At 48.0% G+C, this 21273-nt stretch carries 15 protein-coding genes; 2 read left to right on the forward strand and 13 right to left on the reverse strand.

Annotated features, from left to right (window positions below; all coding sequences use genetic code 11):
• Positions 1 to 178 precede the first annotated feature (178 nt).
• The 12 genes from M3P05_RS19380 to M3P05_RS19430 all read right to left on the reverse strand — a co-directional run bounded on the left by M3P05_RS19380 (position 179) and on the right by M3P05_RS19430 (position 16170).
• Positions 179 to 553 (reverse strand): ISAs1 family transposase, encoded by a 375-nt coding sequence (locus M3P05_RS19380; RefSeq protein WP_249701769.1) that lies wholly within the window; start codon positions 551 to 553, stop codon positions 179 to 181.
• 240 nt (positions 554 to 793) lie between these two features.
• Entirely contained in the window at positions 794 to 2581 is a 1788-nt protein-coding gene (locus M3P05_RS19385; RefSeq protein ID WP_249701771.1) for a hypothetical protein, read from the reverse strand.
• Positions 2582 to 2818: 237 nt separating this feature from the next.
• Positions 2819 to 5179 carry an efflux RND transporter permease subunit gene (locus M3P05_RS19390; protein WP_249701772.1) on the reverse strand — a complete coding sequence of 787 codons (2361 nt, stop codon included), beginning with the start codon at positions 5177 to 5179 and terminating at the stop codon, positions 2819 to 2821.
• Between the two features lie 12 nt (positions 5180 to 5191).
• Complete coding sequence (locus M3P05_RS19395; protein WP_249701773.1) at positions 5192 to 6211, reverse strand: WD40/YVTN/BNR-like repeat-containing protein; 1020 nt, start codon at positions 6209 to 6211, stop codon at positions 5192 to 5194.
• 107 nt (positions 6212 to 6318) lie between these two features.
• The gene (locus M3P05_RS19400) at positions 6319 to 7698 is read right to left on the reverse strand and encodes a DUF1329 domain-containing protein (protein WP_249701774.1); all 1380 of its coding nucleotides are present in this window, start codon (positions 7696 to 7698) and stop codon (positions 6319 to 6321) included.
• A 72-nt stretch (positions 7699 to 7770) separates the two neighbouring features.
• Positions 7771 to 9843 carry a DUF1302 domain-containing protein gene (locus M3P05_RS19405; protein WP_249701775.1) on the reverse strand — a complete coding sequence of 691 codons (2073 nt, stop codon included), beginning with the start codon at positions 9841 to 9843 and terminating at the stop codon, positions 7771 to 7773.
• Positions 9844 to 10026: 183 nt separating this feature from the next.
• Positions 10027 to 10158 (reverse strand): hypothetical protein, encoded by a 132-nt coding sequence (locus M3P05_RS21040; protein WP_283777885.1) that lies wholly within the window; start codon positions 10156 to 10158, stop codon positions 10027 to 10029.
• A gap of 53 nt (positions 10159 to 10211) precedes the next feature.
• Positions 10212 to 12851 (reverse strand): aminopeptidase N, encoded by a 2640-nt coding sequence (pepN, locus tag M3P05_RS19410; RefSeq protein ID WP_249701776.1) that lies wholly within the window; start codon positions 12849 to 12851, stop codon positions 10212 to 10214.
• Positions 12852 to 13214: 363 nt separating this feature from the next.
• On the reverse strand, positions 13215 to 14060 hold the full coding sequence (locus M3P05_RS19415) for a DUF2797 domain-containing protein (RefSeq protein ID WP_249701777.1): 846 nt from the start codon (positions 14058 to 14060) through the stop codon (positions 13215 to 13217).
• On the reverse strand, positions 14060 to 14326 hold the full coding sequence (locus tag M3P05_RS19420; RefSeq protein WP_249701778.1) for a YeaC family protein: 267 nt from the start codon (positions 14324 to 14326) through the stop codon (positions 14060 to 14062). Before M3P05_RS19420 ends, M3P05_RS19415 begins: the two co-directional genes overlap by 1 nt.
• Positions 14327 to 14359: 33 nt before the next feature.
• Positions 14360 to 15226 (reverse strand): rhomboid family intramembrane serine protease, encoded by an 867-nt coding sequence (locus M3P05_RS19425; protein WP_249701779.1) that lies wholly within the window; start codon positions 15224 to 15226, stop codon positions 14360 to 14362.
• Between the two features lie 62 nt (positions 15227 to 15288).
• Entirely contained in the window at positions 15289 to 16170 is an 882-nt protein-coding gene (locus M3P05_RS19430) for an NAD(+) kinase (protein ID WP_249701780.1), read from the reverse strand.
• Between the two features lie 641 nt (positions 16171 to 16811).
• Here M3P05_RS19430 and M3P05_RS19435 point away from each other — a divergent pair.
• Together M3P05_RS19435 and M3P05_RS19440 are read left to right on the forward strand one after the other, a co-directional pair.
• Entirely contained in the window at positions 16812 to 17750 is a 939-nt protein-coding gene (locus M3P05_RS19435; protein ID WP_249701781.1) for a DUF1853 family protein, read from the forward strand.
• 574 nt (positions 17751 to 18324) lie between these two features.
• Positions 18325 to 19374 carry a hypothetical protein gene (locus M3P05_RS19440; RefSeq protein ID WP_249701782.1) on the forward strand — a complete coding sequence of 350 codons (1050 nt, stop codon included), beginning with the start codon at positions 18325 to 18327 and terminating at the stop codon, positions 19372 to 19374.
• Positions 19375 to 19441: 67 nt separating this feature from the next.
• Here M3P05_RS19440 and M3P05_RS19445 read toward each other — a convergent pair whose 3' ends face one another.
• Positions 19442 to 21097: a hypothetical protein gene (locus tag M3P05_RS19445; RefSeq protein ID WP_249701783.1), complete on the reverse strand. Its 1656-nt coding sequence runs from the start codon at positions 21095 to 21097 to the stop codon at positions 19442 to 19444.
• Between the last annotated feature and the right edge of the window lie 176 nt (positions 21098 to 21273).

Raw genomic sequence — 21273 nt, forward strand, 5'->3', positions numbered from 1 at the left:
ATACGAGTCCCTTTAGCATGCATTGTACGGCTTAAGGCGTGTATTCGGCGGGAATTGCTGTATCTCTGTCATGTGTTTGGTTTGATCAAAGAATGATCATGCGTTTGCCCTGACTTACAGGGCTTACGCATTAGTTGAACAAAGAGTGAATTCCTCAGACAGGTTTTCAGCCCCATTTTCATGCTTGGTCTGACTGGTCAAACACCCAGCAGCAGCGGTACTCCTTGCGACCATGACCTGTATTTTCCTGCTCGGCAAATGACTCTGAAGGAAGATTCTGTGGGTGGAGTTCCCAGTGACTTTCAACAACAGCCTGAATGTCTTTTTGCAAAGTCTCCTGATTTCCCTTGACAGCCAGCAGATAATCAGCGCCTTGCTCAATACACTTGGACGCAATACTTTTCTGGCAACTAATGGCATCGGCAGTCACCAATGCACCTCTCAGGTCGATGGCTTCAAGGAGTTCTGGAACAGCAGTGAGGTGAGTAGACCGGCGGAACCTCCCCGTCTTGATTGCGGAAATCTTCGAGATCTTAATTTGGGTACTGGCCAACTATTTTCAAGGTCTGTAGGGTTTTCTGGCACACTGCGCATGAGAAAACCCTAGCATTTGACTCGCTACTTTTAAGCTAATTAATCCGATTAATGATTAGAACTGGATGATATTCAGCATAATTCCATTAAGCCAACAGGAATAACTCCTGCTGGCTATGACACAATAAATCCAGAACTCCGTTTGGCTATTTTTGCTGCCATGAGCCTGTAGAGCATCAAACTTATTGAAGACTAGCGTCTACTGTTTACGACGAAATGCATTAATATAGGAGACAGTTCCATTAGCTTCTTCTTTATAACGATACAAGGTACCGTTATTCATTTCTGAGCCTTCCGGTACATATACCCATCGAACATATTCAATCATCCCATCGTCTTCGTCTTGCCATTTAACTCTGCTGTTAAGTTGTGCAAGAGTAGCTTTGGCTCCCTTCTGACCTGCATACTTTTGATTGTAAGCAAAGAACCATAAGTCAGAGTTTCCATACTCATCTTCATAGCTTTCATTTTCATCAGTTTTATATGGTTTAAAGTTACACTTGTCTGGCCCAGTTCCGCCAACAGTTTCCTTCCACTTCCAGGTTACCCCTTGATCAGAAAAAGTCGCGTACTCTTTATATGTCAACCCGCACTTCTTATCAAAAACATCAATTTCCCAATTGCCATTCAGGTCAACGTACAGGGGAGCGGCTGGATTTTTCGCATCCTTAACCTCATAGGTTAACTCTATATATTCAGAGCTATCAGATTTGCTGTTCCAGACCCATACTGGCCCATCCTGAGTATCCAGTTGTTTACCCTTACTCGCATCCAGTTTAAAGCGTTTTTTGTGATTAACAATGACTCCTGAAGATTTTGAATAGTTGTAAATATCTTCCGTTTTTTTGATATCCCCTGTAGCTACAGGCATTCCATTTTGCGTCTTGCCTTCTTTTACAACAACACTGCCATTTGCTTTATAGTCAACATCAAACTTTTCACCAAAGCTATAGCCACTGATTTCATTGGATGGAATATAAAGTTCCAAGCCATCATCACCCTGATTTGGATAGGCTTCAAACTCGCCTTTTTGTCCATCAATGGTGACTATACCTTTTGTTTTCTCAGCTTGATCTATTGAGCAGAAATCTGACTTATCGGACAGCTTGACACCCCAGGTATCATTGGATCCTTCATAATCAAATGATCCAACCTTACCATCGCTGGTAACACCTTCTTTATAAACAAGGTAGCCAAAAGATTTTTCTACTTCTTCTTTTTTGTCTGTTTTAGTCAGATCAACATAACAGTATTGTTTATTAGTGCCAGAACCATAACTCAAACGAATATTATCCGTTCTGACAATCTTTCCTTCGATGTTGAAACCATCAGAAACAGGATCATAATCTTCATCCTTTTTCTTGGACTTCATGACCTGATCTGTCGACCTGGAGAGATGTTCTAACGCTTTATTAGCAGTCTGAATGGATTGAGAAGATGATATTACATCGCTTAAAATATTTTCAGCTTGATCTTTTGTCGCATCCAGATTCAACAGGTTAATTTTGGCCAGAGCTGCAATTTCCTGAGCCCTGTCCTTATTTTTGGCAACCTGAAAATCGTCAGGAATATCAATTTCTGAATCATTACCTGCACTATTAAGAGCAAGAAGAATACGGCTCATATTCAGTGCAACAGCAGGTTTGGCTATATCCTGAGGCATCACAAAATCCTGAGCCTCCCCTTTACCCAGCAGCAACCCATCTGGCCCGCCTAAGCGAAACTCAACAATTTCATTCTCCTTGGTATACAGAAACGCTCCTGGTTTTTCATTGACCAGAGTTGTGTAGGCACCTTCAGGTTTGGCTGACGATTTATACCAAAGACCATTAGTTGGTGCATCATAAAACTGACCAGTGATTACTGGTGAATTCGTGGGGGGAGGGGTAGAGCTGGAACCAGATGTGGAGGAAGAACCACCTCCACCTTTACAGCCAGCGATAGAGATGGCGATAGCAGTCGCAAGTGCGATTTTTTGAAACTTCACAATATATCCATTTGTGTATACAGAAATGTACGCTGGGAAACCCGTTAGAGCCTACCAGCGCCCCCCTCACAGCTACTCCTGAGCCGAAAGATAAAACCTGTAGGGAGTGGGGGAGAGCATCATACTCATACAAATCCGTACGCATGTTGACATAAATCAATTTCAAACAATCAACAACAAAGCCGCTGAACAAGCAGCGGCTTTGATAGTAAGTATGAAAAGTAGCTTCATCTAAAACTAAACCGGTGTTTTCGCTCCTTCAGTTTCAGCTTCAGATATTGTCTCTGTGCGGATAAAGAAACGGGCCAGCGCAGGGAGCAACCAGATAGCACCGATCATATTCCACAGGAACATAAAGGTGAGCAGCATACCCATATCAGCCTGGAACTTGATCGGAGAGAAGATCCAGGTACAGACGCCGATAGCCAGGGTTACCCCGGTAAAGACAACAGCTCTCCCTGTTGTGCGCAGGGTCTCGTAGTAGGCTTCACGCAAATGCATGCCCTGCTTAAGATAGGTTTCCAGCCGGGTGTAGATATAGATTCCGTAATCCACACCGATACCGACTCCAAGCGCAATCACCGGCAGGGTTGCCACCTTGATACCGATTCCAAGATGAACCATCAGTGCCTGACAAAGCAGCGATGTCAGTGCTAATGGGGCGATAACACAGATCACGGCCCGGAATGAGCGGAAGGTCAGCAGACAGAGAATACTGACAACCGAATACACGCAAACCAGCATCAGGTTCTGGGCATCCCGGATTACCGAGTTAGTGGCAGCCTCTACACCGGCATTACCTGTTGCCATCAGGAACTTCACATCATCGGTATTATTGGCTGCTGCAAAAGCAGCTGTTGCATCCACAACTCTCTGCAGGGTCTCCGCCTTATGATCTTCCAGATAGAGCACAACCGGAGCCAGGCTGCAGGCACTGTTATACAACTGCTGTGCTGTCGGGTTACCAATAGCACTGTTCAGCACATACTGGTTGCGGGAAAGAGCCTGCCACTGGGGATTACCTTCGTTCAGCCCGCGTATCACCTGCTTGGCAACAGTGACCATGGAAACCGCATCCTGCACACCCGGCACCGTTTCCATCTGCCACATATAACGATCAATAGCGTCCATAAACTCGAAGCTGGAACACTGCTCCGGCCCGGTTTCCACCATGGTTACGAAAATATCGGCACTGGTAGAGTAATGACCGGTGATAAAGGCATTGTCCTTGTTGTAGCGGGAGTCAGCCCTTAGTTCAGGGGCACCTGGATCAAGGTCGCCGATTTTCAGTTCCGACTTCATATAAATGCCATAGCCAAAGCCACACAGAGCAATCAGTATTGAAATCGGGGCAACCTTATGATGTGACAGCATGGAAAGGCCAGACCAAACATTTTTATGGTTGTTATCCTTGCGATGGGCACGCTGCCGGGCTCCTTCACTGACACCGCCCCATGACATAAGAACAGGGAGCAGCACCAGGTTGGTAAGAATAATAACGGCCACACCAAGACTGGCTGCCAGCGCCAGATCCTTGATCACATCAATATCAATCACCAGCAGGGTCAGGAAACCAATAGCATCGGAAGTCAGTGCCAGCATTCCGGGAATATAAAGAGCCCGGAAAGAGAGACGTGCCGCCGTCAGGGGATCAGATCCACGGTAAGACTCAATACCAATATTATTAATAATCTGTACGCCATGGCTGACACCAATGGCAAAAACCAGGAAGGGTACAAGGACAGAATACAGATCAAGCCCCAACCCAAGAGAGCTGAGCAAGCCAAGCTGCCACAGCACTGCCACCAGCGAACAGATAATCGGGATCAACGTCGATTTGAAACACCCCGAATACATGAACAACAGCAGCGAGGTAATTCCCAGGGCAACAAGGAAGAACAGGGCAATGGCTTCCACCCCCTCAAAGAGATCACCCACAATCTTGGCAAAGCCGATAATATGGAGATTCACTCCCTGGTCAGCATACTTCCCTCTGAGTTCTTCCAGCGCTGCAGCAAGCTCTGCATAGTTCAGTTTCTCACCGGTTTCAGGGTTCAGTTCAAACAGGGGGAAGGTGATAATGCTGGACTTGAAATCGTTGGCAACAATTCGTCCAACGGTTCCTGACCGGAGAATATTGGCCCGCAGCTCTTTAAGGCTTTCCGAAGAACCATCATAGGTCTGGGGAATAACCGGCCCGCCTTCAAAACCCTCTTCCGTTACCTGTAGCCAGCGTACGTTGGCCGTCCACAATGAACGCAGCGATGCCCGATCAACACCAGGCAGATAGAAAACATCGTCCGTAATCTGCTGCAGGGTTTTCATATAGTCCGCATCAAAAATATCACCCTTTTGCGGGGCAACGGCAATCCGGACATTATTTCCCCCAGTCCCCAGCTCATCCCGGCGTTCCAGCCAGTTCACGATAAACGGGTGTTTCAGGGGAATCATCTTTTCAAAACTGGCATCAATCCTGATTCCCGTGGCTTTCCAGACCAGGAAGATTGTCGCCAGGAAAAATCCCAGAAGGACAATACGGCGGTTATTGAAGATCAGTCGCTCAAGAAAAGACTCGGTGGAAAAATGATGTGTACTCATAACATACAGCCCTTACTGTCGACTGAGTGACTGACCAAGAATGCCCGGCCCTACTCGCCTGACACCATTCTCACTGGTGATAACATAGAAATTATCCCGGGCCTGAATAACACCAGTCAATGTTGCCCGGTCGTTTAGATTGGAGACAAGACTGTCTGCACCGCTTTTCAGCGCCAGCGCTCCGCCTGAGCCAACAAGCAGTGGCTGATCACCATCCAGTACCACGCCATCAAAAAGCGTCTGTTCGGTACCGGTATCCAGCTCTTTCCAGGTCAGCCCACTGTCTTTGGTCATAAAGGCATTACCCCTCAGGCCAAAGGCGACAGCGGTTCCTTTCTGATCAAGGGATTGCACACCAAAGAAGGAGCCGTCGTATGGGGTTTCCAGCTTTTCCCAAAACTTGCCATCGTCGATAGAGCGCAGAAGCAGCCCGGCTTCACCGGCCATCAGCAAGGTTCCGTTGTCGAGCCGGGTCATGGCATTAAGATGGAGTTCTTCATCATTACTGGTGCGATCAGCCCAGTTATTCCAGGTTTTACCGGCATCGCTGGTCTGGAGAAAGTAGCCATAGGCCCCCATGGCAAATCCTGTGTTTTCATTGATAAAAAACACATCCAGTAACGGTACTTCTGCGGCTTTATCTTCATAGACAGCTGCCCAGTTCACACCGCCATCCACAGTTTTGAAAATGGTGGCATCATGGCCAACAGCAAAACCTGTTTTTTCCGTGGGGAAATAGACAGATGTCAGCATGACATCCACCGGCACACGGGACTGGGACCATTTATTCCCCATATCATCCGACCAGATAACATGCCCGCGTTCGCCAACAGCCACCAGCCTGTCCCCCTTCCCTGCCCGTTCAATATCAAGCATAAGGGAAGACAGAACCTGATCCGTGGCTGGCTTGGCATAGGCAGAAACCACCAGCATGCCAGAGCAGACAGCTGGTGCCAGTTTTCTGAAAAAGCGGGACAACCCTAGTGTTCGCTTATTTTGTCCTGAGTGGTACCAATTATCGGGATACTTCATAGTGAACCCTGCAATTATTATTTTTATTTTCCTGGCTGCCATGATGGAAATGGTCAGCGTAAAGGTGTGGCCTTAATTAAATGGCCATATCTCGTATCAAAACGTTCTTATCGACGCCCACGACGACGAAGTGCTGCCGGTTTGAAGTAACTGTCAGCCGGTATCGCCTTGGTATGATCAAGGTACATATCTTCTTCATTCACCAGCCCCTGCACGTGATATCGACGTGACTGCAGATCGTGGAAAACATCAAGGGTTGTCCAGGTCGTCGGCATATCATAAAGATTGGTCAGATACGCCATACTGACACGCCATAACACCCCGCGACCGTCGTACTGATCGACAATCGCCGCACCCCAGCTGTCTTCATCAAGATAAAGGACACGCTTGGAATAAATGTGACGCTTACCCGGTTTCAGATTGCCTTCAACAACCCACACCCGGTGCAACTCATAGCGGGTATGTTCCGGGTTTATATGGTTTGGCTTAAGAATCTGCTCATACTTCAGTTTGTTACTGATCAGGTTGTAGTTGTTGTAAGGAATATAAATTTCCTTTTTACCTACCAGCTTCCACTCATAACGATCCGGTGCACCGTTGTAGAGATCGGTATCATCCGCCGTTCTCAAGCCATCGGCTGCCGCAATCGGCGTATCGTAGGCAAGGTTGGGAGCTCTTCGCACACGGCGCTGGCCTGCGTTATAGCCCCAGGCTTTACGGGGCTCTTTTACCTGGTCAAGGGTTTCATGGACCAGAACCGCCCCACCAGCCAGTCGTGCTGGCGCCTTGGTAAACGACAGGTAGTAGAAAATAATATTGTTCAGTTCTTCAGGCTTGATAGCAGGGTCGTTGTATCGGATATAGGCTTCCTGCTGACTGGTCACCAGTGAATAACTGCCATTTCGCTGAACTGCGACTTCAGACAGTCTTCTGACCAGATACTCCCCCCGATAACGAACAATATGATTCCATAAGGCCTCCAGACCATTTTGTGGAATCGGGAAAGGGTAAGCATCAATAGCACCCTTAAACCCATTGCCTCCGGCAAGAAGTTCTGCCTGAGTTGACGCCTTACGGGTATTGGCATAAATCCTCGGGGGATAATGGGCATTTCTGCGCGACTGATAAACCGGCATCTTAAAAGTGTCGGGATAGGCCTTGAACAGCGCCAGCTGACCGGGAGTCAGATGATCCTTATACTTATCCAGATTCCCCTTATTGATAGTAAAAAGCGGCTTATCATCCGGATAAGGGTTTGGCAGATGCTGTCCTGGTGTTTTAAAGCTTGATGGAATCTGGGCCTCGGTAAAAGGCTTCCAGTCTGGAATGGTTCCGGCTGCATTGCCTTTCTTTTCAGCCCCAAGAGGCGTCAGGTCTTTGCCAAGTCTGGAAGCTTCGCTTTCAGAGACTTTGGCAGATGCGATCGGAGCGGCAGCGATCAATATTGCTGCACAGCCCAGGAGCACACCGTTGATTTTTCTTTTCATTAATTTTTCCCAAAAGCAAGTCGGATCACCTTAAAACCGGGCAACCCATTTTCAGGGTTGCCTTAAGCACAGTTAGAAGGAATATTTCAGACCAACGGCAATATTGTCCCGATCCCTCTGCGAATAGGTGCTGGGACCGGTAAATTCGGTGTACTGAACTTCCGCCTCAATATCCAGGTATTGAGCTGTCATGCCAACAGTCATGGAGTTCGCACCTTCCAGGAAATTACCGGTCCGGTGAGAATTACCATTAACATCCTGACTCCAGCGCAGGTAAGGGTTAAGAGTCACTCCGGCATAAACGTCGTTCCAGGTACCTGCCAGAACAGCTGTGTAGCCCCAGGCATTTTTGGAAATCTGATCACCCTCATTACATTCCCCTTCTGCAAATGAAGCGTACTCACAGTCTCCACGACCAGCATATTTTCTTACCTGGCCGTCATGAGCAGTATACTTCAGGCTTGAACCGGCTATATGTTCCGAGGATACTTCTACAATTCCAAAAAGCGAATCAAAGCTGATTACCGGCCCAAAGTTATGGATAGCTGAGAGTGATAAATTCCAGGATTCAACACGCTCATAATTATTTAATGTACGCATTGAGGCATAATTTACACCCTGTCCTGCAACCGTCGCATTTTGACCCAATGATAAATTTATTGCCTGCCCTAAAGCATCCCCAATGAGGTCATCTGTTGCCGAAATCGTGATTGGCATATTCGGGCGATAAGAGATTTCACCGGCATATGATGTGTTTCCATAAGTCGTACTGAATGAGAAACCATAGACCCTGATATCTTCCAGGTATTTCCGGTTTCCTGTTAAGCTGTTACCCAAATCAACAGCCGTAATACCACCAGCCCCACTTACCATCGACTGTTCATCAGCGGTCAATGACACACCAGCTGCGGCTTTACCAATCGCAGTTTGTACATCCGTAGCAGTGTAAGTTGTACTGCCTCCATTGCCTGCGTTGACACCTACCGCAACAGTTTGAAATACATTAGCAAGCGTTGTGGAACCGTTTTTTCCCTGACCGGTGAAACCATAGTAATCATTATCAATTCCAGCATAAATTACCGGCTCTTTGTTGTGATAGTTGACGAAATAAAAACCAAACTCGGTATCATTCAACTCTTCTGCAATATAACGGAAAGACAAACCAAACTGACCATCATCATCAGCATTAAAGTCTTTTCCAATTGATGCGACCTTAAAAGCATCTGCTTCAAAATACTGTTGGACAATACCGACCCCACTACCACCAGGTCCTGCTCCAACAGGAGCAGTCATCAAAGATTTTAGAGCAAATAATGAGGCAGGGGTCTCGTTATAAGCAGTATTCCCGCCCTTGGCAAACAAATCAGTTTCGGCGAAAAAAGTACCGACAGGATCAATCTCTGTCTTTCGGAAATTCCACTGATAAAAAACATCCGCTGAAAGGTTATCGGTCAGACCAACACTGAGAGAGAATGTCTCAACAGGAATCAAAGCTTCTTTCAACTCTGAACCGGGCAGACGAAATTTTGCGGCATCAATAGGGTTGGTGGTGTTTATGCCGTTGCGGTAAAAGATCCCCTCCCCCCAGCTTAAAACCTGCTTACCAAAACGGGCATCAATCGGCGTTTCATTAATATCCCAGCTGCCATAGATATAGGCATCAAGAATCTCTGCACTCTTTCCGGAAATCTCCCTGGCCTTTTTGGTAAACCGGTTTGGCTGCTTCCCTTCACCTTGAGCCTGACTGGGCTGAGTGGCCTGCCAGAACGACTTGCCATAGTCTGTACTGCCTTTCATTTCCGCATCATAAAAAGCGGTGCCACGGACAAACAGGCCGAAACTGTCCCAGTTCATTTCGAGATCGGAAGTAATTTTATAAACTTGGGAAACAAGTCCGGTATCGTAATTACGATTACCATCATTGCCATTAATACCGTCATTGGAATGATCCTGTCCCTGTACCCGCCACATGGCTCCATAGGAAAGCGTGGTATCCAGGGAACCCATCACATCCCCATCCATCAGTTCAAACTCAATGGCATGAGCAGGCGCTATCGCAAGAGCCATCATGCCACTTAAGGCAAAACCGGCACGGGCTGGAGCAATACGCAAGGGAGAAGATACAGAAAACCCTTTCAGATTCATTCTTATTATCCTTGTGTTGTTATTATTGTTATTTCACTTTTTATTATTTTTTCCGGGCTTATTTCAGCGCAGTCTCCCCCAAACAGTCACTCCCATGACTGATACTTTTGGCTACTACAACCCGTGAGTGATCAATTTATCGTGATTGCGAAAGGATGTATAGCCCTTCATAAGGCTGGAGAATCAAGTAATTGAAGCACAGGAGCAATCAAAAATTTTGATAACTCCACTGTCAAAGGGACTTACATTTTCTGAACCCAGCGCAATTTCCTTAGTCAAATTACCTTTACCAAAACAGCCAAATTTATTCATCATATTTTGCCCACCAGAAAAGTGGGCAAAATACAACGAGCCAATCAAACAGGTTATTAAGCCAGAGACTTACTCACCACCTCAAAGATATCGCTGGACAGTTCATGCTGTTGAATACGCTTCAGAACCTTCTGCATCAGTTCACGACGTTCTTCATCGTAGCGTTTCCAGCGGGTCAGCGGATTGATCAGACGGGCAGCCAGCTGTGGGTTCAGGGCATCAATGCGAATAACCTCATCTGCCAGGAACTCATAACCGGAACCGGACTTATCATGGAAGTTCACCAGGTTTCGACCACAGAAGGCACCAACCAGAGAGCGCATCTTGTTGGGGTTTTTCTTGTCAAAGGCCTTGTGCTGCATCAACTCCTTGACCTTTTCCAGGCCATTGTGATGGCAGGCCGCCTGGGTGCTGAACCACATATCGATAACATTGGTATCTTCCGCCCACTTGTCGGCAAATTCCTGCAGGGCTTTTTCAGCCAGAGGACGGGAAGAAGCATGTTCAGCAGAAGCCAGACAGCTCATGGCCGCCATGGAGTCGGTCATATTACCTGCGCCAGCATACTGGGCTTGAGCCAGTTGCACACCGGTCTCTTCATCCAGCTCAACCAGATAACCCAGGCAGGTGTTCTTCAAGGTACGCTCAGCAATATCATCAGCTTCCGGCTTATAAGGCTTGTCGATATTCAGTTCGTTATAAACTGCGACCAGCTGATCCTTCAGCGCTGCTGCCAGGGACTGCTTCACAAACTGACGAGCCTGATGGATGGCATCAATATCAATAACTTCCATCTGCTCAGCCAGATAGGTTTCCGAAGGTAGATGCAGAAGCTCGGCCACCATGGCCTTATCCAGGGAATCATCAGCCAGCACCTTGCCGAATGCTTCGATCAGACTGGAATCCAGAACCAGCTCTTCCCCTTTCTGAACCTTGCCGACCAGTTCCATAATGATATCGATAGCCAGACGCTGACAGCTGTCCCAACGGTTAAAGCCATCTTCGTCATAGCTCATCAGGAACACCAGATCTTCACGACTGTAGTCGTAGTTCAGATGAACCGGTGCTGAGAAGCCACGCAGCAGCGAAGGCAGAGGACGCTCATCAACACCAGTGAAGACAAAGGTCTCCTCAGGCTGCTTGATATCCAGAACCTTGGTGGTTAATCCGGATTTGTCCAAAGGCATAGGCTCGCCTTCACCATCCAGAAGTCCCATTTCCAAAGGGATATGGAATAGCTTCTTTGTTTCCTGACCCGGAGTAGCCGGGCAACTCTGCTTCACTGTCAGACGGTATTCCTGAGCATCTTCATCATACTCATCAGTCACATCCAGAACCGGCGTGCCCGCCTGGGAGTACCAGTTACGGAACAGGGTCAGATCAACACCATTGGCATCTTCCATGGCCTTAACAAAATCATCGCAGGTCACAGCCTGACCATCATGGCGTTCAAAGTACAGATCGGTACCTTTGCGGAAACCTTCCTTGCCGACAATGTTATGAATCATACGCACGACTTCCGCACCCTTCTCATAAACAGTCAGGGTGTAGAAGTTATTGATCTCAATAAAGGAGTCCGGGCGAATCGGGTGAGCCATCGGGCCGGCATCTTCCACAAACTGGTGGCTGCGCAGCAGATTCACATCTTCCACACGCTTAACGGTGCGGGAGTTCATATCCGCAGAGAACTCAGCATCACGGAATACGGTAAAGCCTTCCTTCAGGCTCAGCTGGAACCAGTCGCGGCAGGTGACCCGGTTACCGGACCAGTTATGGAAGTATTCGTGGGCCACGATCGCTTCAATACGCTGGAAAGTGGCGTCAGTCGCCGTATCAGGACGGGCCAGCACACAGGAGGAGTTGAAGATATTCAGGCCCTTGTTTTCCATGGCACCCATATTGAAATCATCAACCGCCACGATCATAAAGATGTCGAGATCATATTCACGACCATAGACTTCTTCATCCCAGCGCATGGATTTCTTCAAAGAAACCATTGCGTGATCGCACTTGGTAATATTGTGTGGCTCAACAAAGATGCGCAGGGTCACTTCACGACCACTCATGGTGGTGAAGGTGTCTTCTACAAACTCCAGCTTGCCGGCAACCAGGGCGAACAGGTAAGCAGGTTTTTTGAATGGATCGTTCCAGGTCACCAGGTGGCGACCATTGTCGAGATCCTTGCGCTCAATGGCATTACCGTTGGACAGCAGAACCGGGAAACGCTCCTTGTCAGCAATCACTGTGGTGGTAAACACAGACATTACGTCCGGACGATCCAGATAGTAAGTAATCTTGCGGAAGCCTTCAGCTTCACACTGGGTGCAGAACATGCTGCTGGAGCTGTACAAACCTTCCAGGGAAGTATTTTCCTGAGGTTTGATATCATTCACGATCACTGTTTCAAACTGCTCGAAAACCGGCTGCAGAATCAGGCGTTCCTTGCTGATCTGATACTGCTCCTTGGTCTGCACCTGTCCATCAATGGCAACACTGATCAGTTCCATATCGGTACCTACCAGTTCCAGTGGTGGCAGCTGATCATGTTTTTTGCTGGTGTTCAGATGAAACTTGAGAGTGGACGTCACGCGGGTACTTTCATCGCCGAGATCAAAAACCAGATGAGTGGTTTCAATCCAGTAATCTGGCTGCTGATAATCCTTCAGGTAAATAGCCCGTGGCTGTGCGTCTTTCATAATATCTCCCTTGATTCTTACCACAGGAGTACCTTACCCGAAGGTAGTGGATAAGGTATTCCCAGCTCATGGTTGTTTAATGCAGAAGTGGGGCTTCTCTTAGGTTCTGTTGACGTAAGTTTGTGCATTCAGCGCCAGCGAGGCTTTTCAGATCTAGACGCAGACGTGAAGGAAGACTGGTTGTCTTTCGAACGGCTGCAACGACGAGCTGAAAAGCCTCGCTGACGCCCTGCGGGTGGCCCAGAAAGCCGCCACTCGCTGCGTCAGGTTTGCTCGATGTAGAACCACTACACCTTCACAAACCTTTCTTGCGATTAGCGGCTTTCTGAGCCACTGAATCGCACAAACTTACGTCAACAGAACCTAATATATTTCAACTGCCATTTCATAGGCAGTATATTTGCGGATATTGATGACGCCGGTATCGAAAATCAGATACTGCCCTTTGATACCAATCAATTTGCCCTGGGCAACAGGTTGTTTATCCAGGTTAAAAGAAACCACTTTCGTGGGATAGGAGTGAACCGGGTAATGAATAGTGGCCGGTTCAGCATCATAAATCTGTTGCACCGCCTGCAGACCATACTCCTGCTGCAGCAGATCAATACCAGGGGCAAACAGTTCAAACAGACGATCACGCTCCACCGCCAGATCCACATCGGCAGACTGCCCTTTCAGCATCGCCCGCCAGTTGGTACGGTCATTGATATCCTGCCGTAACAAATCTTCCACCAGACCGGACAGTTGCCGTGTAGCAACCCGGAAAATGGGGATAGCCTGTACCGCCCCTTGGTCAATCCAGCGTGTTGGCACCTGTGAGATGCGGGTAATGCCCACTTTCAAACCGGATGAGTTGGCAAGATAGACTATGTGATCTGTCATGCAGAACTTCTCGCCCCACTCCGGCTCACGACAGGTGCCATGCTCATAGTGGCACTTTTCTGGGCTCATGATACAGCTGTCACAACAGGCCAGCTTCTGGAAACAGGGCCAGCAGAAACCCTGGTTAAAACTCTTCTTGGTTTTCCGTCCACAGTGGGTGCAGAAAATATTTCCGGTGTACTGAAGGCGGAGAACTCTCCCCACCAGATCATTCATCTCAAGCTGTTCATCACCAACTGGAAGTCGGTAAGAAACCGGCTGTCCATTGGAATCCAACTGCGTATGCATTTTGCTGACCGTGCCGGTCAGACGAGTCACTTCAGACATCAGGCATCCTGAAATCGGAGAATGGAATCCTTCTCATCCTCTTGTTCTGAATGAGAACGGGTGTTCTTGCAACTTCCAGCCAGGTAGCCGGTTCGCTGCTCTTCGGGGAGGTTACGGGCTTCCCAGGCCAGTACAGCCTGCAGGCTCTGCTCGCGTTGTTCTGGAGTAAGGACACGACCATCGGGCCATTTCCCCAACTCAACAGCACGCTTAAGGCTGCTGACAATTTCCGGAGTCAGCTGCTTAAGCAGTTGCTCAAAATCCATAACTTCCCTCTGATATTTCGAGATAAAGCAGTATTATCCGGCTCTTCTTTTTGCTCTTCGGTTATACAGCCATCCAGCTGCGACACCAGAAAGCAGACCTCCGGCATGAGCGGCATTGGCAACCTTGCCAAAACCCAGCAGATCTAAAACGCCGGTAAAGCCGATAACCAGCCAGACCAGCATAAACATATAGATACCGGATGGTACATCGTAAGCTTTTGGGTATTCTTTTTCCCGAATCCAGCAGAAACCGAGCAATCCGTAAATAACCCCGGACATACCGCCAAAACGGGGAAAGCCATCCATAACCGTATACTGCAGAATATTGGACACGATACCGGTAAAGGCCACCAGACCAATCAAAAACAGCCCTTTATGCTGCAGTTCAATTCTGCGGCCAAAATCCATAACCCAAAGCGCGTTAAAAAGCAGGTGGGCAATACCAAAATGAAGAAAAACTGGGGTTATCAAGCGCCAGTACTCCCCCATTTCCAACATACTTTGCAGAGTGGCGTAATGAATATACTGCCCCTTCACTACATAATCATTCATGGTGAACAGAGCGGCAGTGACATCATTGGCTCCCAGCCGGGTAATTACCGCAACAATAAGGCAGCCGAGCAATAGAAGGATGGTAACCGGTATCTGCCTCCAGTCCCCCAGAGGCCCCGATGCAAGCCCACCGGTTCGCCATTTGGCCTTAACCTTACCGAGCTGCAGCAGCCCCGCTTTCCAGTCCTGATAATACTGCTGCACCACAGGATAATGGTCGGTCTGCTCAACCCACAGCACCTGGCGGCCACCTTCCTCGGTAATCCGGTGGACAATGCCCTGTTGCCAGAGAAAAGCGGTGAAGGGTAACAGATCTTCTTCCGCCGGGAGGTCAAATACCCGAATCATTTATTGGTATATCCATTCATACGGGGGCTGCAGAAAACAGCTCAGCAGCCTACTAAAGGGAGTCAGGAGTCTAAACGGTTGCCCCAGCCCAGCTTGGTCCGGCAGACTTCATAGTAGTTATGATTCAACGGGTGAATCAGTCTGAGCTTGAAAGGCTTCTTGTGCACTGACAAAGTATCACCCGGTGCAGCTGTCAGATGAACCTGACCATCACAGGAAAGCTGTGGGTAGGTCGCATTCTTGGAGCCGATAACAATCTTGATTTCACTGTTGCCATCAATCACCAGGGGGCGGCTGCTAAGGGTATGGGGAAACATTGGCACCAGCACCACCGCATCCAGGCGTGGATGCATGATGGGGCCGCCACCGGATAAAGCGTAGGCCGTTGACCCGGTTGGTGTTGAAATAATCAGGCCATCGGAACGCTGGCTGTAAACAAACTGCCCATCAATAAACAGTTCGAATTCAATCATCCTGGTGGTTTTGCCCGGATGAAGCACCACTTCATTCAGAGCATCGGCATGGCCGATCGCTTCGCCACTGCGCTTAACCGTTGCTTCCAGCAGAAACCGGCTTTCAACAATATATTTTCCATCCAGAACATCGCCCACCTGCTCTTCCAGGCGGTCGGGCTGAATATCGGTAAGAAAGCCCAGGCTGCCACGGTTCACACCAAGAACCGGAACGTTTGAGCGGGACAGGGCTCGGGCCGCACCGAGAAGACTGCCATCACCACCGACAACAATCACCAGATCACAAATCTCGCCCATCATCTTCCGGCTGCACACCTGCAGGCCGTGTCCTGGCATCAACTCTGCCACCGGCTCTTCAATTATGACGTGAAGATCCCGGGATAACAGATATCGTTTGAGACGTTTCAGGGTGTCGACAACCTCGGCGCTGCCAGGCCGTGCGATCACGCCAATATGTTTGAACTGTTCCATAGATGCCGGGAATTAAAAATTCATACCAATGATTGTAGGCCACTGAACTCAAAGGACTTTTCACAATCATATAAATTTCATCAGCGACTAGGCAGCGTTGAAAATTAAACATCGACTCAGTGGCTCTAAAAGCGGCCAGATGTTAGAAGGACTTGTGACAATCGTAGTTGTTCTACATTGAGCAAGTCCGACGCAGCAGATGGCCGCTTTTAGAGCCACCCGAAGGGCGCTTCCGAGAGTTCCTATGAGCTGCGTTGTAGCGCCTTGAAAGGCAATAGCATTCCTGCGGCACTACGCCTTGTCATAGAAACTCTCGGAAGCGCTGAGTTCGATGTTTAATTGTCAACGCTGCCTAACGCCTTGAAAATAATGACCACTGCTCGAACACAGCGGCGCTGGCTATTATCACCGTAACCATGGTGGCAAGTCTATCGAGAGGACGTCAAATCTACTAATAAGATTTCGCTTTATCCATGGGCCATCACCGCACTCAACCAAAACGAAGTATCTGTTCAATATTCAAACGGATACTGAAAGGCAATTGAACAGTGGTTAAGGTTTGGATAGATTGATATCAGTAGCTCTATTGCATTACCCAAACTTTGGAGCCGACCCAGGCCGTACAACCGGATTCTGTTATCGTGGACACAATAACACTGAAAAAACACACCACGCTCCCCAAACCTCAACCAACTGAGAATCTGCAGCTTATCGAAAGTGAGTTTGACTGGCTCCTGGATAGTCCGACACTTTTACTGGATTCTGCCCACCCGGCACTTCTTGATGCCTCATTAACAGATAACGGCACAACGATTGACCGGAAAAACCTGCAAAGCCAGGTCCACCTTTTCTACGACATGCTGCGGCAAAGAAAAAGTACGCGACTGGGTATTCGCTACGAAACCATGTGGCAGTACATTACCCGACTTAATCCTTCCCGGACCTATCTGGGAAGTAATATCCAGGTTCGGGGCATAAGCAAAACCCTGGGGGAATTTGACCTTCTCTATTTCTGCCACAAACGTCAGCAGTATGTGCATCAGGAGCTGGCAGTGAAATTCTATCTTGGTCGCCCCGGCAGTAAAGGCGACTGGAATGACTGGCTTGGCCCTGACCACTCCGACCAGCTGGACAAAAAGCTGAAACGCATGTTTGACCAGCAGATCAGGCTTTCATCAACGGAAGAAGGAGGAAAGATACTGTGCAACCTTCTGGGGAAAACAAAACCAGAGCCCTGGTTGTCAGAAATCCTTCTTCAGGGATACCTGTTTTATCCGTGGAAAAAGTCCTGTGAACCTCCCTTGGACAGCAACCCCGAACATTTAAAGGGTGACTGGCTGCCCCTGAAACAACTGACCGCATATTCCAGGGCAATCGGTGCAGACTCTTTCTCCATCCCGGTCAGATATCAGTGGCTGGCCCTGCAGGATATTGACCCTGAGGGGGAAGGAATCAACCTCAGTCACCTGCAACAGACGCTGACAGAGTTACTAGAAAAAATTCAAAGACCTGTTCTGGCAGTAGCTCATACCGACAGTTCCAACAGATTGTTCTTCGTAGCTCCCGACAACTGGCTGTGACTATGCATGAGGTTCCTTTAATAGATTCGTAACTTTTTGCAATCCGAATTAAGAAGGAATACTCATTCTCACCCACACAATAAAGCAAACTGAAACCAGTTAATCGGTATAAATACCCAGACATCTGCCAAACCAGTCTATTGATTTGCAAATCTGCAAAGCAGCCTTCCATTCGCAGCAGTTTTCGAATCCATTCATCTCCATATACTGATTTCCATTGTTAGTGGTCATAAACAAACGCAGAGCTGCACAGCTTCTGATGATGTTTGATTTATTGGTGCTGTTCGTGCTTGCAGTGAACAGCCAAAGGTTCTTTATAACTTGCTGGTATCAAACTGGAAAATCACTGCCGTAAGCTGGATAACACTATCTGCTTATACCGCTCTCGTTTTGCAATAACTCTGTGCTCTCCAGTCAGTGAGTGGCCATTCAATCCACATCGTTTCCTGTATTCAGATACCCGCATAACCCTACCGCATTAGTCTGTCGTACCTATTTCTATCCAGACGCGGATCAAAGAACCTTAACAACGCCAGCACCATTTATTCGCTCACCAGCCGGGAAGACGTATACGATGACTTTTAGTGCACTTGAATTTAAACAAAGAATTAAGCACGACAATCCTTCCTTTCGGGAAGGTTCAAGTTCACTCAGCGAAGTCAGCCGCCTGATTGATTTCTATCCTGGACTGGTGAAACCTTCTGAGTTCCTGATTGAAGATCATAAGGTTCTGAAAGATGGACAACCAATCAACTTCCGGGTTTCCGTAGGCCCTGAGCATGAAGTACATGGTGACCTACTGTATGGCATCAATTCTTCCCGGGGACTTGAGCCCTACAAGATGGGCGATGTTGGCAAGCTGAGCATCTGTGATAACTACAACAATGCCGCTGATATTGGTACAGGCCTGGCGTTTGGCCGTCAGTGGCAGGGAAATGGTGTTCTGGATACCACACCCAGTAACATCACCAGCTGGGTCAATATGCGCGCAACAAGGTCTGAGCAACCCTGCCGGGAAAATGGTATTCGCCCCGGACGATTTGCCGCCTATGCCCACGGACTTATGGAGTCTCGATACAACCCGGCCGATGCCTGGACCCTTCCCGATGACCGGGTACAAAAAGATGCCCAGCGCACTCCTGAAGAAATCCAGCGGGTCCTCGGCCAAAAGGTCAAAAAGAAAGAGCTGAAGCAGCACTGTATGGCTCATGCCCACTTCTTCAAGGCGGTTCGCCGGGCCTGTAAGGGCGGTATTGCCATGGCGGCGACTTCACCTGAGTTTGCCGCATCCGGGGCCCGAGTTCATTTTGTACTGGATGGTCTGGGTGACCTGGCGACTGTTGCCCGCAAGGAATTTTTCAAGAACTGTACCCCCATCACCACTTCAGAGCTGGCGTTCTGCTTCCGGTATTGGGATAAACTGAGAGATGTCGTACATTTCTACCTGAACGGCATTGAAGTAAAAGCGCCATGGGAAGCCCAGTGGTCGGCGAACGATGCCAATGGAAAACCTGTTGATTCCGGTAAAGAAGCCTGGTTGCGTTACGGTCTTTATCGTGATTTAACTGGCCGCAGCATGAAGCCATTTCCATCAGGCTGGGAGATTCACGGAACAGCCAGTTAACACCTAACGTTCATCGCTCTACTCCCCCACGTTGTGGGGAGTTTTTGCCAGCTATTTCAGATATCTTTCAGACTTTTATACCTGAATGGTGCAAGGATTTTCGGATCTCTTCAATCTGACGGGTGGACTCCAGCTGTTTTCTCTTTAGCCAAAACAAATCATTTGATAGTTGCCTTGATCTTTCTTGTAGTTCCAGTACAGAAGAAACGGTTGCAGACTCTTCATCGGTCATTGGAGTATCAACGGCGTTTCCTGCTGCTTTTATCATCTTCTGCCTTTCAAAGGCTTTTCCGGGGTGATGGCTATTCTCCATGGCCGATATGAACTCTTCAGGATCGGCAAGTGGGCAATTATCTCCAAGTAAATCATCAACTGACCAAAAATGTTTAGGTGTAATCTCATTCCAAAAAGTCACTACATCCTCATATGTCGTCTGACTAGTTAGCAACTGACGATTAAGAAGAAATATTCTGTAACGGTCTTCATCTGAAACTCGCTTTTGCCTGCTTGCTTTCTCCAGAAGTTCGCTCAAATTTCTTTTAACTTCAGCTTTTGTTGGAGCCTCCATCTGCAGCTGAAACTGGATCGTTTGATTATTATGAAGTGGCTTTCCAAGTATTCCATTCACTCCCCAGACTGATTCCACTGTCCATGGTGAGATATTATCCAGACGGTTCCAGGTTGCTATGACTTGATCCAGATTTCCATCCGATGCAACCTGATGCCTGCAGGCGTTCTGAAGCTCTTTCTTGTGTTGTGGCAGCAGCATGGAGTTGCGGGCGGCACAGAGCAATGATCTTAAGCGGCGCTCCCACAACGATGTTTGTACACTGTCTGTTGGAGCAACGGAGTCAATTCTGTAGATCATCTTTGGATCAGGCAGAGAATCCCGGCCAAGCCCCATTTCATTCAGATAGTAGTCAATGTTTGCGGCAATCCATTCTCTCTGTTCTTTGGTATAACGGCTTTGCTCTTTCCAAACACGTTGATAAACAGAATGGTTGTAAACTGTTTGATAGAGTTCTCCGGATTTTTTCAATAGCTGAGTTGCAGTAATTTTCCTCACCTGACGCTGAGACTGCACACTTCTGACGCGCATAAATACCTCGGAACTGCCGGGATTCGATTCCACATCGCAGTCATCAGCAAGAGAGTCCTCGATTCTTTGAAAGCACTTGAACAGCTCTTTCTCATCAGGTTTAAGCCAGGCTGGAAAATGCCATTTTGACAGGCTCTGTGAAACCCAACCCTGCAGTTTTCCATGAATTGCTTCTTGTTGTTTCCTGACATCTCCATCGGCGAAATCATCAGGGATGATGCATGCTTTGACAGAGATATCCGGAACATTTTCACTGACCCACCGATCAACAATCTTTCTTTTTCTCTTTTCTGTAGATTTAGGATATTGATAATCGTGTAAAAGCCTTGCCTCCGAGAATCCATTCCACCATTTTTTATCAATGATGGGAGGCCTGTCTGTTCGTGCAGGCGTTTTATCTGGCAGAATAGTCGAGAGATTACCACCATAACGCCCCCAAAAATCACACTGATCCGAGGGGTAGTAACTCTCTAAAACCATGACTTGATGGACTCTCTTAAGACGAGGAGCCATAGCTTGCTCCCACTTCTCTTTACGCTTTCTTTTACGAATTTCTTTTATTTCTTCCAAGGCGCGGGAACTGGGATATTGCTCCCTGATAGAAGTATCGCAGGTTGTGCGCATGGATCTGAATCTGCCAGAATTAAAACAGCCTATCCTGCCTCTCATTTCCCATCGCATGCATAACAATTCAGCAAGAACAGCTTTCTGTCTAGCCACTTAGGTTTTAAACGCAAAAACCCGGCCAGAGCCGGGTTTCAAAGTCCTTTGCAACTAACTAGATATCTGCGGCCAGACGA

The sequence above is a fragment of the Parendozoicomonas callyspongiae genome, assembly GCF_023502345.1.
Lineage (GTDB): Bacteria > Pseudomonadota > Gammaproteobacteria > Pseudomonadales > Endozoicomonadaceae > Sansalvadorimonas > Sansalvadorimonas callyspongiae.

Excerpts from the sequence above, each read along its gene's own strand:
- M3P05_RS19390 (WP_249701772.1), bottom strand. The coding sequence starts at position 5,179 with ATGAGTACACATCATTTTTCCACCGAGTCTTTTCTTGAGCGACTGATC.
- M3P05_RS19395 (WP_249701773.1), bottom strand. The coding sequence starts at position 6,211 with ATGAAGTATCCCGATAATTGGTACCACTCAGGACAAAATAAGCGAACA.
- M3P05_RS19400 (WP_249701774.1), bottom strand. The coding sequence starts at position 7,698 with ATGAAAAGAAAAATCAACGGTGTGCTCCTGGGCTGTGCAGCAATATTG.
- M3P05_RS19405 (WP_249701775.1), bottom strand. The coding sequence starts at position 9,843 with ATGAATCTGAAAGGGTTTTCTGTATCTTCTCCCTTGCGTATTGCTCCA.
- M3P05_RS21040 (WP_283777885.1), bottom strand. The coding sequence starts at position 10,158 with ATGATGAATAAATTTGGCTGTTTTGGTAAAGGTAATTTGACTAAGGAA.
- pepN (WP_249701776.1), bottom strand. The coding sequence starts at position 12,851 with ATGAAAGACGCACAGCCACGGGCTATTTACCTGAAGGATTATCAGCAG.
- M3P05_RS19415 (WP_249701777.1), bottom strand. The coding sequence starts at position 14,060 with ATGTCTGAAGTGACTCGTCTGACCGGCACGGTCAGCAAAATGCATACG.
- M3P05_RS19420 (WP_249701778.1), bottom strand. The coding sequence starts at position 14,326 with ATGGATTTTGAGCAACTGCTTAAGCAGCTGACTCCGGAAATTGTCAGC.
- M3P05_RS19425 (WP_249701779.1), bottom strand. The coding sequence starts at position 15,226 with ATGATTCGGGTATTTGACCTCCCGGCGGAAGAAGATCTGTTACCCTTC.
- M3P05_RS19430 (WP_249701780.1), bottom strand. The coding sequence starts at position 16,170 with ATGGAACAGTTCAAACATATTGGCGTGATCGCACGGCCTGGCAGCGCC.
- M3P05_RS19440 (WP_249701782.1), top strand. The coding sequence starts at position 18,325 with ATGACTTTTAGTGCACTTGAATTTAAACAAAGAATTAAGCACGACAAT.
- M3P05_RS19445 (WP_249701783.1), bottom strand. The coding sequence starts at position 21,097 with ATGCGCACAACCTGCGATACTTCTATCAGGGAGCAATATCCCAGTTCC.